Origin of the sequence: Peribacillus sp. ACCC06369 (assembly GCF_030348945.1) — a bacterium.
In the GTDB taxonomy this organism is placed as follows: domain Bacteria; phylum Bacillota; class Bacilli; order Bacillales; family DSM-1321; genus Peribacillus.
The window spans coordinates 1442135-1456920 of record NZ_JAUCEN010000002.1 but is presented as its reverse complement, the minus strand read 5'-3'; the positions used below and the strand labels follow the sequence as shown (position 1 = coordinate 1456920).

General features: G+C 42.8%; 17 protein-coding genes. 3 read left to right on the top strand and 14 right to left on the bottom strand.

All coding sequences use genetic code 11. The features are described from left to right. Nucleotides 1–42 precede the first annotated feature (42 nt). Nucleotides 43–1068 (top strand): acyltransferase family protein, encoded by a 1026-nt coding sequence (locus QUF78_RS07955; protein ID WP_289324248.1) that lies wholly within the window; start codon nucleotides 43–45, stop codon nucleotides 1066–1068. A gap of 203 nt (nucleotides 1069–1271) precedes the next feature. Beyond that, nucleotides 1272–3032, top strand: coding sequence for a B12-binding domain-containing radical SAM protein (locus QUF78_RS07950; protein ID WP_289324247.1), 1761 nt, complete (start codon nucleotides 1272–1274; stop codon nucleotides 3030–3032). Between the two features lie 44 nt (nucleotides 3033–3076). Here the strand turns inward: QUF78_RS07950 and QUF78_RS07945 are convergent, their stop codons facing one another. Both QUF78_RS07945 and QUF78_RS07940 read right to left on the bottom strand, forming a co-directional pair. Beyond that, on the bottom strand, nucleotides 3077–3220 hold the full coding sequence (locus QUF78_RS07945; RefSeq protein WP_289324246.1) for a hypothetical protein: 144 nt from the start codon (nucleotides 3218–3220) through the stop codon (nucleotides 3077–3079). Further along, nucleotides 3220–3378, bottom strand: a complete 159-nt coding sequence (locus QUF78_RS07940; RefSeq protein ID WP_283901701.1) for a hypothetical protein — start codon at nucleotides 3376–3378, stop codon at nucleotides 3220–3222. The genes QUF78_RS07945 and QUF78_RS07940 overlap by 1 nt, the downstream gene beginning before the upstream one ends. Before the next feature lie 123 nt (nucleotides 3379–3501). Here QUF78_RS07940 and QUF78_RS07935 point away from each other — a divergent pair, with 123 nt between their 5' ends. Then, nucleotides 3502–3837, top strand: coding sequence for a DUF3905 domain-containing protein (locus QUF78_RS07935; protein ID WP_289317329.1), 336 nt, complete (start codon nucleotides 3502–3504; stop codon nucleotides 3835–3837). Nucleotides 3838–3907: 70 nt separating this feature from the next. Here QUF78_RS07935 and QUF78_RS07930 read toward each other — a convergent pair whose 3' ends face one another. From QUF78_RS07930 to QUF78_RS07875, 12 genes are all read right to left on the bottom strand, one after another. Beyond that, a complete protein-coding gene (locus QUF78_RS07930; RefSeq protein ID WP_289324245.1) occupies nucleotides 3908–4885 on the bottom strand; it encodes a quinone oxidoreductase family protein in 978 nt (325 codons plus the stop codon). Between the two features lie 16 nt (nucleotides 4886–4901). Further along, nucleotides 4902–5681 (bottom strand): enoyl-CoA hydratase/isomerase family protein, encoded by a 780-nt coding sequence (locus QUF78_RS07925; RefSeq protein ID WP_289324244.1) that lies wholly within the window; start codon nucleotides 5679–5681, stop codon nucleotides 4902–4904. Between the two features lie 17 nt (nucleotides 5682–5698). Further along, the gene (locus QUF78_RS07920; protein ID WP_289317332.1) at nucleotides 5699–6478 is read right to left on the bottom strand and encodes an SDR family NAD(P)-dependent oxidoreductase; all 780 of its coding nucleotides are present in this window, start codon (nucleotides 6476–6478) and stop codon (nucleotides 5699–5701) included. Nucleotides 6479–6507: 29 nt separating this feature from the next. Beyond that, the gene (locus QUF78_RS07915) at nucleotides 6508–7266 is read right to left on the bottom strand and encodes a 2-phosphosulfolactate phosphatase (RefSeq protein WP_289324243.1); all 759 of its coding nucleotides are present in this window, start codon (nucleotides 7264–7266) and stop codon (nucleotides 6508–6510) included. A 4-nt stretch (nucleotides 7267–7270) separates the two neighbouring features. Next, complete coding sequence (locus tag QUF78_RS07910) at nucleotides 7271–8332, bottom strand: phosphotransferase family protein (RefSeq protein WP_289324242.1); 1062 nt, start codon at nucleotides 8330–8332, stop codon at nucleotides 7271–7273. Nucleotides 8333–8362: 30 nt separating this feature from the next. After that, nucleotides 8363–8764, bottom strand: coding sequence for an acyl-CoA thioesterase (locus QUF78_RS07905; protein ID WP_289324241.1), 402 nt, complete (start codon nucleotides 8762–8764; stop codon nucleotides 8363–8365). A 15-nt stretch (nucleotides 8765–8779) separates the two neighbouring features. Beyond that, nucleotides 8780–9559, bottom strand: a complete 780-nt coding sequence (locus tag QUF78_RS07900; protein ID WP_289324240.1) for an enoyl-CoA hydratase/isomerase family protein — start codon at nucleotides 9557–9559, stop codon at nucleotides 8780–8782. Then, nucleotides 9556–10443 (bottom strand): 3-hydroxyacyl-CoA dehydrogenase family protein, encoded by an 888-nt coding sequence (locus tag QUF78_RS07895; protein ID WP_289324239.1) that lies wholly within the window; start codon nucleotides 10441–10443, stop codon nucleotides 9556–9558. Before QUF78_RS07895 ends, QUF78_RS07900 begins: the two co-directional genes overlap by 4 nt. A gap of 43 nt (nucleotides 10444–10486) precedes the next feature. After that, nucleotides 10487–11050, bottom strand: coding sequence for a TetR/AcrR family transcriptional regulator (locus QUF78_RS07890; protein ID WP_289324238.1), 564 nt, complete (start codon nucleotides 11048–11050; stop codon nucleotides 10487–10489). A gap of 66 nt (nucleotides 11051–11116) precedes the next feature. Continuing rightward, a complete protein-coding gene (locus tag QUF78_RS07885) occupies nucleotides 11117–12727 on the bottom strand; it encodes a long-chain-fatty-acid--CoA ligase (RefSeq protein WP_289327267.1) in 1611 nt (536 codons plus the stop codon). A 37-nt stretch (nucleotides 12728–12764) separates the two neighbouring features. Then, nucleotides 12765–13538: an SDR family oxidoreductase gene (locus QUF78_RS07880; RefSeq protein WP_289324237.1), complete on the bottom strand. Its 774-nt coding sequence runs from the start codon at nucleotides 13536–13538 to the stop codon at nucleotides 12765–12767. After that, nucleotides 13535–14764 (bottom strand): acyl-CoA dehydrogenase family protein, encoded by a 1230-nt coding sequence (locus QUF78_RS07875; protein ID WP_289317340.1) that lies wholly within the window; start codon nucleotides 14762–14764, stop codon nucleotides 13535–13537. Before QUF78_RS07875 ends, QUF78_RS07880 begins: the two co-directional genes overlap by 4 nt. Between the last annotated feature and the right edge of the window lie 22 nt (nucleotides 14765–14786).

Below are 14786 nucleotides of genomic sequence, written 5' to 3'. Positions count from 1 at the left end.
TGCTTTCTTGCTACCTTAAAAATTCATTAAATGGAGGCAACTATGAAACAACGTGATTTTTTCTTCGATAACGCCAAGTTCATTCTCATGGCTTTTGTCGTCTTTGGACATTTGCTAAATACGTATATACATGACAGTGAAACGATTTACGCTATATATAAAACCATTTATTCCTTTCACATGCCTGCCTTTATCCTTGTTTCAGGGTTCTTTGCTAAAGGCTTTTATCAAAAAGGGTATTTAGCCAAAATTACAAAAAAACTGATTTTACCTTACCTCATTTTCCAATTGATATATACCGTTTACTATTATTTCTTATATGAACGCTCTGCAATCACTGTAGACTTGCTTGATCCCCAATGGTCGCTTTGGTTCTTGATCAGTTTATTCTGTTGGAACATAATGCTACTTGGTTTTTCAAAGCTAAAGCCATCAATAGGCATAGGTTTATCCATTTTACTCGCATTATTGATTGGGTATATTGACCATATTTCCAATTACCTTAGTCTCTCGAGGACATTCGTTTTTTTCCCGATGTTTTTAATCGGGTACCATTTAAGCAAAGACCATTTAAAAAAACTATTCACACCCAAGGTTCGTTTTGCTTCACTTAGTGTTATGTTAGTGATTTTTATCGGGTTTTATTTAAATACCGATATCAATTATAAATGGCTGCTCGGTTCGAAACCATATGCCGAGCTTGAAGATGCGACAATCATATCCATGTTTAAACGCCTCGGATTTTATGGATTGAGCATAATTTCAGTGTTCAGCTTCCTTTCATTCATCCCGCGCGGACAATATTTCTTTACGAATTGGGGTAAACAAACCCTATATGTGTATCTGTTGCACGGATTCTTCATCCGTTTCTTCAGGGAAAGCACCCTACAGGACTACTTCAGCAACACAGAGAGCTTTATCATGCTCGCCGGCCTCTCTTTCTTGATCACCGTGTTATTGTCAAGCGAAATGATCGCTACAATGGCCCAGCCGATCATCGAGTTGAAGGCGACAAAACCAAAGCGTTTCATGTCTAAAACAAAAGAGTATATAAAACAAGCATTTTGAAAGAAAACGGATAAAGCATTTTCTGCTTTATCCGTTTTTTAAAAGCAATTCCATTTCGTCTCTCAAGCTGAAAAGATTTCCGTTCTTACCAATAACTCATTTTTCAAATGCAGCACGCTATGGTAAAATTACTCGTTGGTGCTTGTTGGCTTAAAAAGACATGTACACGAAAGGAGCCAGGCGTTTCTTTTACGCCCTTTAACATGAATATTATTATCAGTACTCTTAATGCAAAATATATCCATACATCGCTATCCATTCGCTATTTAAAGGCTTATGCCCAGCCAGATTATGATGTACAGCTGGCAGAATATACGATCAAAGATCCAATCATGAACATCGTTGGTGACCTTTATTCCAAAAAACCTGATGTTATAGGATTCAGCTGTTATATTTGGAACATCGAGGAAACAATGAAAGTTGTAGCCATGCTGAAGAAGATCAATCCAGAATTGGTTATCATTCTCGGCGGACCTGAAGTCACATATGATGTTGGTGAATGGCTAGATAAGATTCCCGGGGCTGATTTTATCGTAATTGGAGAAGGTGAAGTCACCTTCAAGGCTCTATTATCTGAAATTGAAGGTGCGAACGACTATAAAAAGGTCGGCGGCATTGCGTATCGACAGAACGGAAAAAAAATCATCCAGCCTCAGAACGGCAAGGTTGATTTGAAATCGCTGCCTACACCATACCGTTTGGAAGAAGATCGTAGTGATCTATCTAAACGTGTCACCTATATCGAAACTAGCCGAGGGTGCCCATTCAGCTGCCAATTTTGTCTCTCATCGATTGAAGTGGGTGTCAGGTATTTTGATCGTGAAAAGATTAAAGAAGATATCAGATACCTTATGGCTAATGGTGCAAAGACCATTAAGTTCGTTGACCGAACCTTCAATATTAGCCGAAGCTATGCCATGGAAATGTTTCAATTCCTAATTGATGAACATCTGCCCGGTGTGGTATTCCAGTTTGAAATCACTGCGGACATCATGCGTCCGGAAGTTATCCAGTTCTTGAACGATAATGCCCCTGCAGGATTGTTCCGCTTTGAAATCGGGGTACAATCAACGAATGACCATACGAATGATCTGGTTATGAGAAGGCAAAATTTCGAAAAACTGACCCGGACAGTCACAATGGTTAAAGAAGGGCAAAAAATTGATCAGCATTTAGACCTGATTGCCGGTTTGCCTGAAGAAGATTACCATTCCTTTAGAAAGACCTTCAATGATGTCTTCGAGCTCAGACCCGAAGAGATGCAGCTTGGCTTCTTAAAGATGCTCCGTGGTACAGGCTTAAGGATACGTGCCGATGAACACCAATATATATATAGTGATCATGCTCCCTACGAAATCCTAGGAAATAATGTATTATCCTTCGATGATATTGTCCGCATTAAACAAGTTGAAGATGTCCTTGAAAAATACTGGAACGATCATAGAATGGATCATACCACGGAATATCTAATCAAAACGGTATTTCAATCACCATTCGACTTCTTTCAAGATTTCGGTACCTATTGGGATCAACAGGGCTGGTCACGAATCGGACATCAGCTTGAAGACTTATTTAGACGTTTACAGCAGTTTTTGGCTTCCCGCGAATCTGTTGAACTGAAAAACATAATCGGACTCATGAAATTGGATTATTTCTTGAATCAAAAATACAAACCACGTAAACCTTGGTGGGAAGCTTCACTTGATAAACATGGCCGGAAAGAGATTTATGAAGATATCCTGAATAAGCCTGATCAGCTTGGATCCTCTTTCACCGCTTTGGCACTTAATGAAAAAGAAATACACAAACACACATTGCTCGAGGCACTTCCCTTTGATCTGGAAACGTATTTAACGGAGGGGACAATCGTCGAGAAACCATCGATCATGCTTGCCTATTTTGATCCGAGTGGTAAGGGCTCAACCGTCTTCCCACTCTCAAAATCCGGAAGCATCATTTTTTAAAGATAAGGACGGACCCCAGTAATGGGCCCGTCCTTTTTACTTTTTTATTTATTATCACGTTTTTTATTTTCTTTTGCCAATATTTCATAAATTTTGGTCGCGTTCATATCGCCACTGAATTCGATTCCAAATTCAGTCCGTACATGTTCCCCTATATTTTCCTGTGAGTTCCGTTTTTCTTTATCCATTAACTTCTTCCTTTTCTGCCTTGCTTCGAATTGCGGTTAGCACCTTTCATTGCGTTTTCCCCTAATGCGAACTCATTGGAAAACTCATTTTCAGCTTGGTTCCTTTTTGGCGTTTTGCTTGCTTTGACAGCACCATCAACATTGGCTTTCCGTTTCATTTTCATCCACCCCTTTTAATATAGTTTACATTTTTAGAATGGGGTAAAACAGTCGAAAATTATTCAGGGATAATATAGGGACAGACGAGAAAAATAACCGTAAAACGGAAAGGGAGATACTATATGAAGAAGAAATTGGATTCACCAATTGTCGACGATACACAACCCCACCAAATTAACGCGCCAAGCTTTAAAGGAACCGGCATAAAACCACAAGCTCCATTCGTCAATGATTACGGAGTCGTCATTGGAGACAGTAAATATGCATCTGAAAACTCACCACTCGAAAATTGGAGCGAAGATACCGACCCGGAAATCATGGCTGGAGACGAATGGATACACCCCACCAATGATATAGGCTGGAATTCAACCGAAAACCGTGAACTGTTAGAGGCTAAAAGAGCGCCGCAACCTCTCTTTATGCATCCTGATAAAGATGTTAGCGTTGAAACGGATTGAGTGGTTCTTAAGGAAGTGAAATCCACTTATTAGCCAAGGGGTGTATCGCTTAGGTATACACCCCTTACTATCATTTAACCTGCAAAATCAACTTGCCTTTCGTTTGACGGGCGTTCATTTCTTCATGGACATCCGCGGCCTTTTCAATCGGATATATGCCGCCGATAGTTAGCTTAAGCTCCCCTGACGCCACGTAAGAAAAAAGGTCTTCAATGCTAGGCAACAGCAAATCTGGGTGTTTCATGATCTGTGGCAGGAAAAAACCTACGACGGATTGATTGCGCTTCATTAATTGCTGTGGGTTCATCGTATAAGGCTCTCGGCTGGCATTACCAAAAACGACAAGACGGCCAAATGGTGCCAAACATTTCAATGTTTTCTTGAAAATATCCCCTCCAGCCATTTCCAGCGCCACGTCGACTCCCTTTCCTCCCGTGGCTTCACGGACTTTCAGTTCCCATCCTTCTTTGGTATAATCGATAAGTTCATCTGCCCCCATCTCTTTAGCTAGCTCCAACTTTTCCATTGTGCTGGCAGTTGCAATCACTTTTCCAGCCCCGAAGATTTTGGCCAGCTGGACTGCAATCGTTCCCACTCCCCCTGCTGCAGCATGGACCAATACCGTATCCCCCTGTTGCATGCGCCCCATTGTCTTTAGAATATGATAGGCGCTCAGGCCTTGAAGGGGTAAGGCAACAGCTTCATGGAACTTAATGGCATCAGGAAGCGGAATGGCAGAGAATTCATCAGATAGGGCATATTCTGAATACCCACCCGATTCAATTAAACTCACGACCCTTGTGCCAGGTTTGATTTTAGTCACCTTTCCACCAACTTCCACCACTACGCCCGCCACTTCCGCACCTGGAATGAACGGAAGCGGCGTAGGTACTACATATTGTCCTTCCCTCCTGGCTGTATCCGCATAATTGACGCCGACACAATCGATTTCAATCAGAACTTCATGCCCAGTTGGCACGGGCCTTTCCATTTCAGTCATTTTCAGTACTTCCGGTCCGCCGTATTCTTCAAATTGAATAGCTCTCATCATTGTTCCCCCCTTATTAATTCCCCGTAAATCCCGGTTTTCTTTTCTCTTTGAATGCTGCCACCCCCTCTAGATGATCTTCTGTGGAAGCCATCAAGGTTTGCGTGATTCGCTCCTGTTCGAGTATTTCATCCAATGTAGCCGTAAATGAATGGCTAACGAGTTTTTTCATCATTCCATATGCTTTTGTTGGACCATTTGAAAGCTTTTCCGCTAGTTTCAATGTTTCTTCTTCAAGTTGATTGAGTGGATATAAATAATTAATTACACCTAACTGGTATAAGCGTTCCGCAGAAATCGGCTCTGCTGAAAAGAAGAGCTGCTTTGCAAGGTGGGGGCCTACTAACTTTGGTAAAAAATACGAACCCCCTCCATCTGAAATCAGGCCTACCTGTGAAAAACTCATGGCAAATTGACTATCATCGGAAGCCACTATCAAATCACAAGCGAGTGCCAAATTGAAACCGGCCCCTGCCGCAAATCCATGGACGGCAGCGATAACGGGAACCTCAGATGCATCGAGAGCCAAAATGCATTCGTTCATTCTGCCAACATGATCATACAATTGACCTGCAGATGCCTTCCCCATCGACTTAACGTCTCCTCCTGCAGTGAATGACCGACCCGCCCCTTTGATGATGACAGCCCTTATATGTGGCGTTTGTTTAACATCCTTAATCGTTCTCGTTAAATTTGCAATCATATCAGGACTAAATGCATTCAGGCTTTCAGGACGATTCAACGTCAGGATCAATACATTATCGATAACTTCTGTCAACAAGTGTTCTTTTAACATTTACCCATCCCCTTTTTCTATTTGATCAACCAGCCGCCATCCACCAATATATCTGTCCCAGTCATATAGGAAGCCTCCGGAGAAGCAGCAAAGGTAATGACATTACTGATTTCCTCCGCTTTCCCCACTCTTTCCAGTGCCGTGTTCCTCTGAATGGACTTTACGAATTTTTCATTCTGCAATCCATCCTCCGTTAATGGCGTTTCAATAAACCCCGGAGATACGGAATTGACCCGAATGCCGACTGCAGCGAGTTCTAGTGCCAATGATTTCGTTAAACTGATGACCCCTGCCTTAGCAGAGCTGTAATGCGGGATGAAGGCCCCTGCCTGATGTCCTGACAGTGAAGCCACATTCACGATTGCCCTGTTGATAGAACCTTCATTTCCACTGTTCGCTCCTTCTTCCATCACTTTCCCTAAGTATTTGGAAACTAAATAGACACTTTTCAAATTGACATGTTGAATCATATCCCAATCAGCTGCAGATGTATCCAAAAGCTTCGAGGACTTTGATCCACCTGCGTTATTGATTAGGATGTGAAGGTCACGATATTGTTCCTTCACATACATGGACAGCTCTTTTACATCTTCCTCGACGGTTACATCCGCAGGGAAAATATCGGCCATGGGAATCGTGTGCCTGGCATTGATTTCAGCTGCCGCTTCCTCCAGCTTTCCTTTCGTCCGCCCTACCAACAACACTTTTGCCCCTTCGTCCGATAAGCGCATCGCTGTAGCTTTCCCAATACCAGAACCTGCACCTGTCACCACCGCTATTGACTGTGAAAACCTCATTCCCTTCACCTCATATCTGGATTTTGTTACTACGTTTCCTGCCTTTTCAATTCCGCCTCGATTCTTCCATCCACCAACTCCGGAACAAGATCTATCGAACCTTTTTGGGCCGCCAATTCCAAATCGGCGATCAAGCTGTGTTTGTCAAACAGCTGTCCGACATATGATGATTGCAAGATATCAAGGGCATTTTCGCTATTCGTGCGATAAAGCGCAATTGCAGCCTTTGCTGCATCGTTGAGCATGAATGGATCTTGTGATCCAGCAATCAGGCAATCTATCAAATGGCCTGCACCATAAAAGTCTTCCAGACTGAATTCACCTGAGTTTCCCGAACAAACGATGACGATCGTTTCTGTTTTATGATGTTTTTTTATTTTTTCCGCAACAGACGGATTATTCAGCAAAGAAGCGATGTAAACCTTTTTGGCAGCGGCAGAATTTCTCAACGCTACCGTTCCGTTAGTCGTAGACAGTATTAGTGTTTTGCCGTGTACCAACTTACTCAATAGCGTCGGACTTGGGTACATCAAATCTTCAACCGGCTTTGCTTTAAGTTCACCTGCCACTAGAGTATCTCCATGGCCCAATTCCTGGCTTTTCACTAAGGCATCAATTGGATCCATGACAGGAATCACCTGGCGTGCTCCATCATGAAGTGCTGAAATAATCGTTGTGGTCGCTAATAACACATCCAGGACGACTGCAACTTTTTCCCCTTCTTGAAGCTTTTCCCCATCTATCTCTTCTTTTTTTAATAACAAATGAATGTTTTGTACATACTCCATATTATTAAACTTCCTTCGCAGCTACATTTGCTGCATGGCTGATTAAGCTTTTAACCGTTTTTCCGAGATTGGAAAAACGGGGGTCATTAGTCTGGCCTTTTTTATATCGGTAATAGATTTGCTGAAGGATGACAGCTAACTTAAAGTAACCAAAGGTTAAATAAAAATCGACGTTGGAAACATCCCTGCCGCTTCTTGCTGCATACGTCTCGATAAATTCCCTTCTTGTCAGGAAACCAGTTAAAGTCGTGACGGACGCTTGACCCACACCGATTTTGATAGGTTCCGGGTCACCGCTTTCCGTCCAGTAGCTTAAAGCAACTCCTAGATCGGCTAACGGATCACCAACGGTGGACATTTCCCAATCAAATAAACCTACCATCTCTGTAAGGTCATGGTTAAACATGGCATTATTGATCTTATAGTCATAATGGATAATTGAAGTCTGGCTATGTTTCGGGATATTCTGTTGCAAATATTCGATAAGCGGCCGCACTTCTTCTATTTCATCTGTCTTTGCTCTCTCATAACGGGAAATCCAACCGTTTACTTGTCTTTCAATGAATCCCTCCGGTTTGGAGATTTCCACTAAACCCGTTTTCTCATGTGGGATCGAGTGTAGGTCAGCAAGCCGATCGACCATGACATAAGAAAGCTGTCGGCACCTTTCAGGAGTAGGCTCGATTCCTTTGGGAAACTCATTGTCTATTACAATTCCATGTTTCCTTTCCATTAGGAAAAAAGGGGCCCCAGCAATAGACTCATCATCCGAGAATAGAATTGGCTCGGGAGCGGCTTGAAAATATGGGTTGATTGAGGCCAGAATATGATGTTCACGCTTCATATCATGTGCCTTTGGAGCGACAGGACCAAGCGGCGGCCTTCTGAGGACTGCCTCCCACTCCCCCATTTTCAGCTGATAGGTCAAATTTGAATAACCTGTGGAAAATTGTTGCAATTCTAACGGTTCATTTGGAAGGTCCAAAACATTTTTTCTTAGGAAGCCTTCTAATGAATGAACATTCAGTTCCTCTCCAGGCCGAACAGGAATCGTATCGTCAACCATGTTCCTCCACTCCTTTAGACTTTTATCATTCTAATTATGAACAAGATGTGAGATGAGCTTTTCTTTAATCTTTTCAGGAATAGGTTCACTATTTTGATTCAAAAAATTGAAACAGACTAAAACTGCACTCCCCTTGGCAATTACTTCACCAGTTTGTGAACAGAGAATATCATGGACCATTTCACAGCTTTTCGTCCCCACCTTCGTCAAAGATGAACGAATGGTCAAGAGTTGATTGAAATATCCCTGAGCAATAAAGTCGCATTTTGTGGAGGCTAACAAAAAATTCCACGATTCGACTTTCGTCGCTAGCCCCAAGGCTTCAAAAAATTTCATGCGGGCTTCTTCGAGGTAAATGAAATAGCTTGTGTTATTGATGTGGCCCAAAGCATCCGTTTCTGAAAAACGGACGTTGACTTCAAATTCATGCATATTACCCCTCCTTGTTTAACGATGTACAAAAGCAGGTTTACGCTTATCCAGAAAAGCGGAAACCCCTTCTTTAACATCTTCAGTTTGGAAGATTTCTTCAAAAAGATTCGTTTCTAGCTCTAGTCCTTGTTCAAGCGTTGCCTCACTTCCTTCATTAATCGCCTTCTTGATTCTTGAAAGTGCTTGTAAAGAGTGCCTCGTCATTCTTGAAGCCAAGATTTTCGCTTCCGATAAACCGCAGCCTTGCTCGACGACTTTATTGACAAGCCCGATCTTTTCCGCTTCTTTGGCATCAAGCGGATCACCGGTGAATATAATCTCCTTTGCTTTTGCGTTCCCTACAAGTCTGGACAAACGCTGTGTACCGCCAGCACCAGGAAATAAGCCTAATTTCACTTCCGGCAGCCCAATTTGCACCTGTGTTTCAGCGACACGCATATCACAGGACAGAGCCAATTCGCATCCGCCGCCTAAAGTCAGGCCATTTAATACAGCTATCGTAGGTTTAGGGAACATGTCTATTTTGGTTAAGACGGCATGACTTTCCCTTACCAATTCTTTCATATTCGGGTTTCCCATCATGTTAGGGAATTCTTTTATATCAGCACCAGCCGCAAATGCGATATTGCCTGCACCCGTTAAGAGTACTGCTACAGTTTCAGAATTCTTTGAAAGTTCAGTGAATATTTCTCCCAATTCTTTGAATACCTGTTTGCTGATTACGTTTAATGGAGGATTATCAATGGTTATGATCGCAAGCTTATTTTCTTTTTCCACTCTAATTAACTGTGTCATCGATTCTTCACTCCTTGATTTGGATAATCATACCAACCTTTTCCTGTTTTCCTTCCTAAATGTCCTTTGTTAACCTTTTCTTCTATACAAGCATTTGGCTTGTCTTCTGGATTTCCAGTTTCATTGTATCGTTGCTGCATGACAAAATATCCTACATCAATACCTGATAAATCCATCAGTTCAAATGGACCGACGGGATGGCCTAACGCTTTCCTGCAAATTAAATCGATATCCTTATAATCCACAATTCCTTCTTCATACAAATATAGGGCCTCACGCTGTAACGCTCCCAAAATTCGATTGGCTACAAATCCCGATATTTCTTTCCTCAACAAAACTCCTGTCCTATTCATTTTCTCTGTGACTTCCATCGCAAGCTTAGCGGTTTCTTCAGAAGTTTGATCACTCATTACAATTTCAACACAATCCATTATTAGAGGCGGGAAGAAGAAATGCATATTAATGAACTTATCCGGACGATTCGTCACACCTGACAGCAGGCTATTGACAATCGTTGAACTATTCGTTGCAAAAATGGTTTCTGTTGGTGCCAATTGCTCCAGTTTAGCGAAAACTTCCTGCTTCACATCAAGTTTTTCAACAACCGCTTCAATGATCAAATCAGCTCCACTGGCCGCTTTCTCCAAATCGGTAGTATATTGAAGACGGCTAAATGCCGCCAATTTTCGATCTTCAGACAATTTTCCTTTTTGGACCCATTTAGTCAAAATGACGTCCAATTTTTCTTTGGCTGCATTCAACGCTTTTTCCTGAACATCCTGAAGAATCGTTTCGTAACCTCCAAGTGCAGCAAGCATCGCAATTTGATGCCCCATCTGCCCAGCCCCGATTACGGTTATTGATTGAATTTGCTTGTCGGTCATGCCATCCATCTCCCCTCTACTAACTGGTTAGTATGTAACCTAGTCACGCTTCAATTCCATGCAGAATCATCTCCATAAAAATGGCTGCCACTTCCTGTTCGTTTTTTTCACCTTCTGGGTCAAACCAATGATAGCTCCAATTGGTCACACCCAAAATAGCAAAAGAGATGATGGATGCATCGAGATTGGAACGTAGTTCTCCGCTCTCGATGCCTTCTATCAGCACTTGCTCGATTTTATTACGGAAATCATCCCTCTTAGGAAGGACTTGTGCAAGTTTTTCGTCACTTAGATTTTTCATTTCACGGAAAAAGACCGTGGCGCTGGATTTTTTGGTTTTGATGCTTTTTAAGAGCATATATACCATATCGAAAAGCTTATCCTTACAGCTTTTCCCAGGATCCAAAATGATTATTTCCTGCTCACTAAGCAACTCGTCTATATATGCTAGATGAATATCCATAAGCAACTGCTCTTTGCTCGTAAAGTAGTAATAAAACGTTCCCTTCGTCACCCCGACCGATTCGACGATATCAGAAATCGACGTTTCACTAAAGCCCTTCTTTTCAAATAAGCGTATGCTATGTTCTGTCATTTTTTCTTTCATGTATGCATCCTCGCAATCTGTTAAAATTTCAGCTGAATTGATATCATACGCTTTCGTACTTCCTTCTTATTTCCTGGAAAGTTCTTCCCTTAAAGCTCGCCTTAAAATCTTTCCGACATTTGTTTTCGGTAACTCTTCACGAAATTCAACAAAATTCGGAACTTTATAGGCCGATAGGTTTGCACGGCAGTAATCAATGATTTCCCGTTCACTTGCCTTTTTATTATTTTTAAGTACAAGCACCGCTTTAACCGACTCCCCTCGGTAAGCATCCGGAACCCCGACGACAACCGCTTCCTGGACAGCAGGATGTTCATAGAGAACTTCCTCCACATCACGCGGATATATATTAAACCCACTTGCGATGATCAAATCTTTTTTCCTGTCGACAATATAGAGGTACCCTTCTTCATCAACTTTGGCGATATCCCCCGTATAAAGCCAACCATCCCTAAGAGTGACCGCAGTTTCCTCAGGCATATTCCAGTAACCTTTCATCACTTGAGGTCCTTTGACGACCAATTCCCCCATTTCGCCAGTGGGCACTTCTTTTGTCCCGTCCCCTAGGTCCATCACTTTATATTCAGTCGAAGGGATACCAATCCCGACGCTCCCAGGCTTCCTTTCAGCAAATACCGGGTTACAATGCGTTGTTGGCGAAGCTTCCGTAAGACCGTAGCCTTCCAATATCTTCGCACCTGATTTTCGTTCAAACTCACGTAGCAGTTCCACAGGCATCGGTGCACTTCCGCTGTTACAGACCTGAATTGATCCCATTCCATATTCTTCTGCCTTTGGATGATTCGTCAACGCTACATACATGGTCGGTACACCAGGAAAAGTGGTTGGCTGTTCTCGCTTTATCGTTTCAAGCACTTCTTCTATCTCAAACCTTGGCAGCATGATTGAGTCACCAGCAATATAAACGGATAGGTTCATTGCGGACGTCATTCCAAAAACATGGAAAAGCGGGATGACCGACAACGTTCTTTCAGCTCCCAATTTTAATTCATGCTTGAAGAATTCATATGATTGAACGACGTTAGCCAGAATATTTCTGTGAGTCAGCATAGCTCCTTTTGAACGGCCAGTCGTTCCTCCTGTATACTGAAGAACGGCGATATCATTTTCCGGATCGAATGATACTGGATTGATTTTTCCGTCCCCTGACTTCATGAATTGGTCAAATGAAACATCAGGCTGGAAATCTGCATCTGATGGCCGCAGGCTTACGGCGATAATATTTTTCACATTTGCATGCTGCTGGACACTTTTCACTTTCGGATATAATCCATCCAAAACCACGATCGTTTCGGCACCGGAGTCCTGTAAGATATGCTGCAACTCCCTTTCAACCAGCATTGGATTGATTTGGGTGATAATTGCTCCTGTCGTCAAAGATCCATAGTATGCAATGACGTATTGGGGACAGTTAGGTAGCATGATGGCGACACGATCACCTTTTTGGACGCCTTTTTTTTGCAGGGCTGAAGCAAAGGCTTGCGATGCATGAAAAAGTTCCTGATAAGATATCTTTCGTCCAAAAAAAGTAATAGCTGTATTGTTTGGATAGGCCTGACATGCATTTTGAAGGATTCTTTGCATCGGAAACTCAGGAACTTTTATTTCCTTTGAAATTGAATCGGGATAAACGGACAGCCATTTTTTTTCTTTCATCATTACATACCCTCCAGCCATATTTACTTACTTTTCTTTACATTGCATGTGAACCCCCATCAACAATCAAGATATTTCCAGTCACGTAATCAGATGCCTTTGATGCCAGGAAAACCGCTGCCCCTTTTAAATCATCATCACTCCCTAACCTTCTTAGCGGAGTGGAATCCAAGATAGGACTCTTTCCTTGCTCGAGAACCCCTTTCGTCATTTTTGTCGGAAAGAATCCTGGTGCGATTGCATTAACATTGATATTATGCTGACCCCACTTAACGGCTAAATCCTTTGTTAAAGTAATGACCGCCCCTTTACTCGTATTATATCCGACCGTATCGAGCACCCTCGGGTCAGTCCCTCCTAATCCGGCGACGGAAGCGATGTTTATGATTTTCCCCCGTCCCTGCTCAATCATGACCCTGCCTACAGTCTGGCTCATGATAAAGGTTCCGGTTACATTGACATTCATCACCTTCTGCCAGGCTTCAAGGGGCATGTCGACGGCCGGAGCCCCCCAGGATGCCCCGCTGTTGTTTACTAAAATGTCTATCGTACCGAATTCCCGGTAAGTTTCGTTAACAACTTCCTGTACATCCGACGGATTGGTGATATCGCACTTGAAGGAAAGCGCCCTGACCCCAAGCTTTTCGATTTGCGAAGCAACTTCGTCGCATGCTTCCTTCTTCCTTGAACAAAGAACGACATTAGCCCCTGCTTCAGCAAAGCCGGTAGCTATTTGTTCTCCCAATCCTCTCCCTCCACCGGTAATGATCGCCGTCTTTCCAGTCAGATCGAATAGGTCGGTAACTTTCATATTTTCACCTCATGCTTTTGTTGGTATTTTCGAAGTTCTATTTTAGCCACTTGTGAGCGGTGCACTTCATCCGGGCCATCAGCAAGCCTTAACGTCCGTGCATTTGCCCAATGTGCAGCAAAAGGGAAATCATCGGAAATACCTGCAGCTCCAAATCCTTGAATGACCCTGTCCAGCACTTTCAATGCCATATTTGGTGCCACTACTTTTATCATGGCTATCTCCGCCTTGGCTTCCTTGTTCCCGACTGTATCCATCATATAGGCAGCTTTTAAAGTCAGAAGTCTTGCTTGTTCGATTTCAATCCGTGAATCGGCCACCCATTCCATGATCACACCTTGTCTCGCCAAAGGTTTACCAAAAGCGACACGATTTTGAATACGCTTACATAATTCTTCAAGTGCTCTTTCAGCAGCGCCGATAAGCCTCATGCAGTGATGTATCCTTCCAGGTCCGAGTCTTCCCTGGGCAATCGCAAACCCTTTGCCTTCACCCCATAGTATATTCGATGCCGGAACCCTCACATTTTCAAAATTGATTTCGGCATGGCCATGCGGAGCATGATCATAACCAAACACTGGGAGCATTCTCTCGATTTTCACACCCGGTGTATCCAGCGGTACAAGAATCATTGACTGTTGTTCATGCTTGGACGCTTCAGGATCTGTCTTACCCATAACGATGGCAATCTTGCATCGGGGATCGCCTGCTCCTGACGACCACCATTTCCGGCCGTTTATGACATACTCATTACCTGCCTTTTCAATCCTGCACTCGATATTGGTCGCATCGGAAGACGCCACTTCCGGTTCTGTCATCGAGAAGCATGAGCGGATTTCCCCAGCAAGCAACGGTTTCAGCCAGCGTTCTTTATGTTCATCTGAACCGTATCTCACCAACACTTCCATATTGCCCGTGTCCGGTGCGTTACAGTTGAAGATTTCAGGTCCTATCATCGACCTCCCCATGATTTCACAAAGCGGTGCATATTCTAGATTTGTTAAACCCGCCCCATAACCGCTATCAGGTAAAAATAAATTCCATAATCCTTCTTCTTTTGCTTTTGCCGTTAATTCAGTTAAAATCGGTGGTATTTCACTCCAGCGGCTCTTCTGTGCTTCGAGCTGCTTTTGGTATACGGATTCATTTGGATATACGTACTTTTCCATGAATTCCGTTAACTTCTTTTCCAAATTTTTCACCTTTTGAGTATGTTCAAAGTTCAAATTGAATTCCTCCTTTTAAACT

What these genes read in the sequence shown, in the direction of transcription:
- QUF78_RS07955 (WP_289324248.1), top strand. Translation starts at nt 43, where the DNA reads ATGAAACAACGTGATTTTTTCTTCGATAACGCCAAGTTCATTCTCATG.
- QUF78_RS07950 (WP_289324247.1), top strand. Translation starts at nt 1,272, where the DNA reads ATGAATATTATTATCAGTACTCTTAATGCAAAATATATCCATACATCG.
- QUF78_RS07945 (WP_289324246.1), bottom strand. Translation starts at nt 3,220, where the DNA reads ATGGATAAAGAAAAACGGAACTCACAGGAAAATATAGGGGAACATGTA.
- QUF78_RS07940 (WP_283901701.1), bottom strand. Translation starts at nt 3,378, where the DNA reads ATGAAACGGAAAGCCAATGTTGATGGTGCTGTCAAAGCAAGCAAAACG.
- QUF78_RS07935 (WP_289317329.1), top strand. Translation starts at nt 3,502, where the DNA reads ATGAAGAAGAAATTGGATTCACCAATTGTCGACGATACACAACCCCAC.
- QUF78_RS07930 (WP_289324245.1), bottom strand. Translation starts at nt 4,885, where the DNA reads ATGAGAGCTATTCAATTTGAAGAATACGGCGGACCGGAAGTACTGAAA.
- QUF78_RS07925 (WP_289324244.1), bottom strand. Translation starts at nt 5,681, where the DNA reads ATGTTAAAAGAACACTTGTTGACAGAAGTTATCGATAATGTATTGATC.
- QUF78_RS07920 (WP_289317332.1), bottom strand. Translation starts at nt 6,478, where the DNA reads ATGAGGTTTTCACAGTCAATAGCGGTGGTGACAGGTGCAGGTTCTGGT.
- QUF78_RS07915 (WP_289324243.1), bottom strand. Translation starts at nt 7,266, where the DNA reads ATGGAGTATGTACAAAACATTCATTTGTTATTAAAAAAAGAAGAGATA.
- QUF78_RS07910 (WP_289324242.1), bottom strand. Translation starts at nt 8,332, where the DNA reads ATGGTTGACGATACGATTCCTGTTCGGCCTGGAGAGGAACTGAATGTT.
- QUF78_RS07905 (WP_289324241.1), bottom strand. Translation starts at nt 8,764, where the DNA reads ATGCATGAATTTGAAGTCAACGTCCGTTTTTCAGAAACGGATGCTTTG.
- QUF78_RS07900 (WP_289324240.1), bottom strand. Translation starts at nt 9,559, where the DNA reads ATGACACAGTTAATTAGAGTGGAAAAAGAAAATAAGCTTGCGATCATA.
- QUF78_RS07895 (WP_289324239.1), bottom strand. Translation starts at nt 10,443, where the DNA reads ATGACCGACAAGCAAATTCAATCAATAACCGTAATCGGGGCTGGGCAG.
- QUF78_RS07890 (WP_289324238.1), bottom strand. Translation starts at nt 11,050, where the DNA reads ATGAAAGAAAAAATGACAGAACATAGCATACGCTTATTTGAAAAGAAG.
- QUF78_RS07885 (WP_289327267.1), bottom strand. Translation starts at nt 12,727, where the DNA reads ATGAAAGAAAAAAAATGGCTGTCCGTTTATCCCGATTCAATTTCAAAG.
- QUF78_RS07880 (WP_289324237.1), bottom strand. Translation starts at nt 13,538, where the DNA reads ATGAAAGTTACCGACCTATTCGATCTGACTGGAAAGACGGCGATCATT.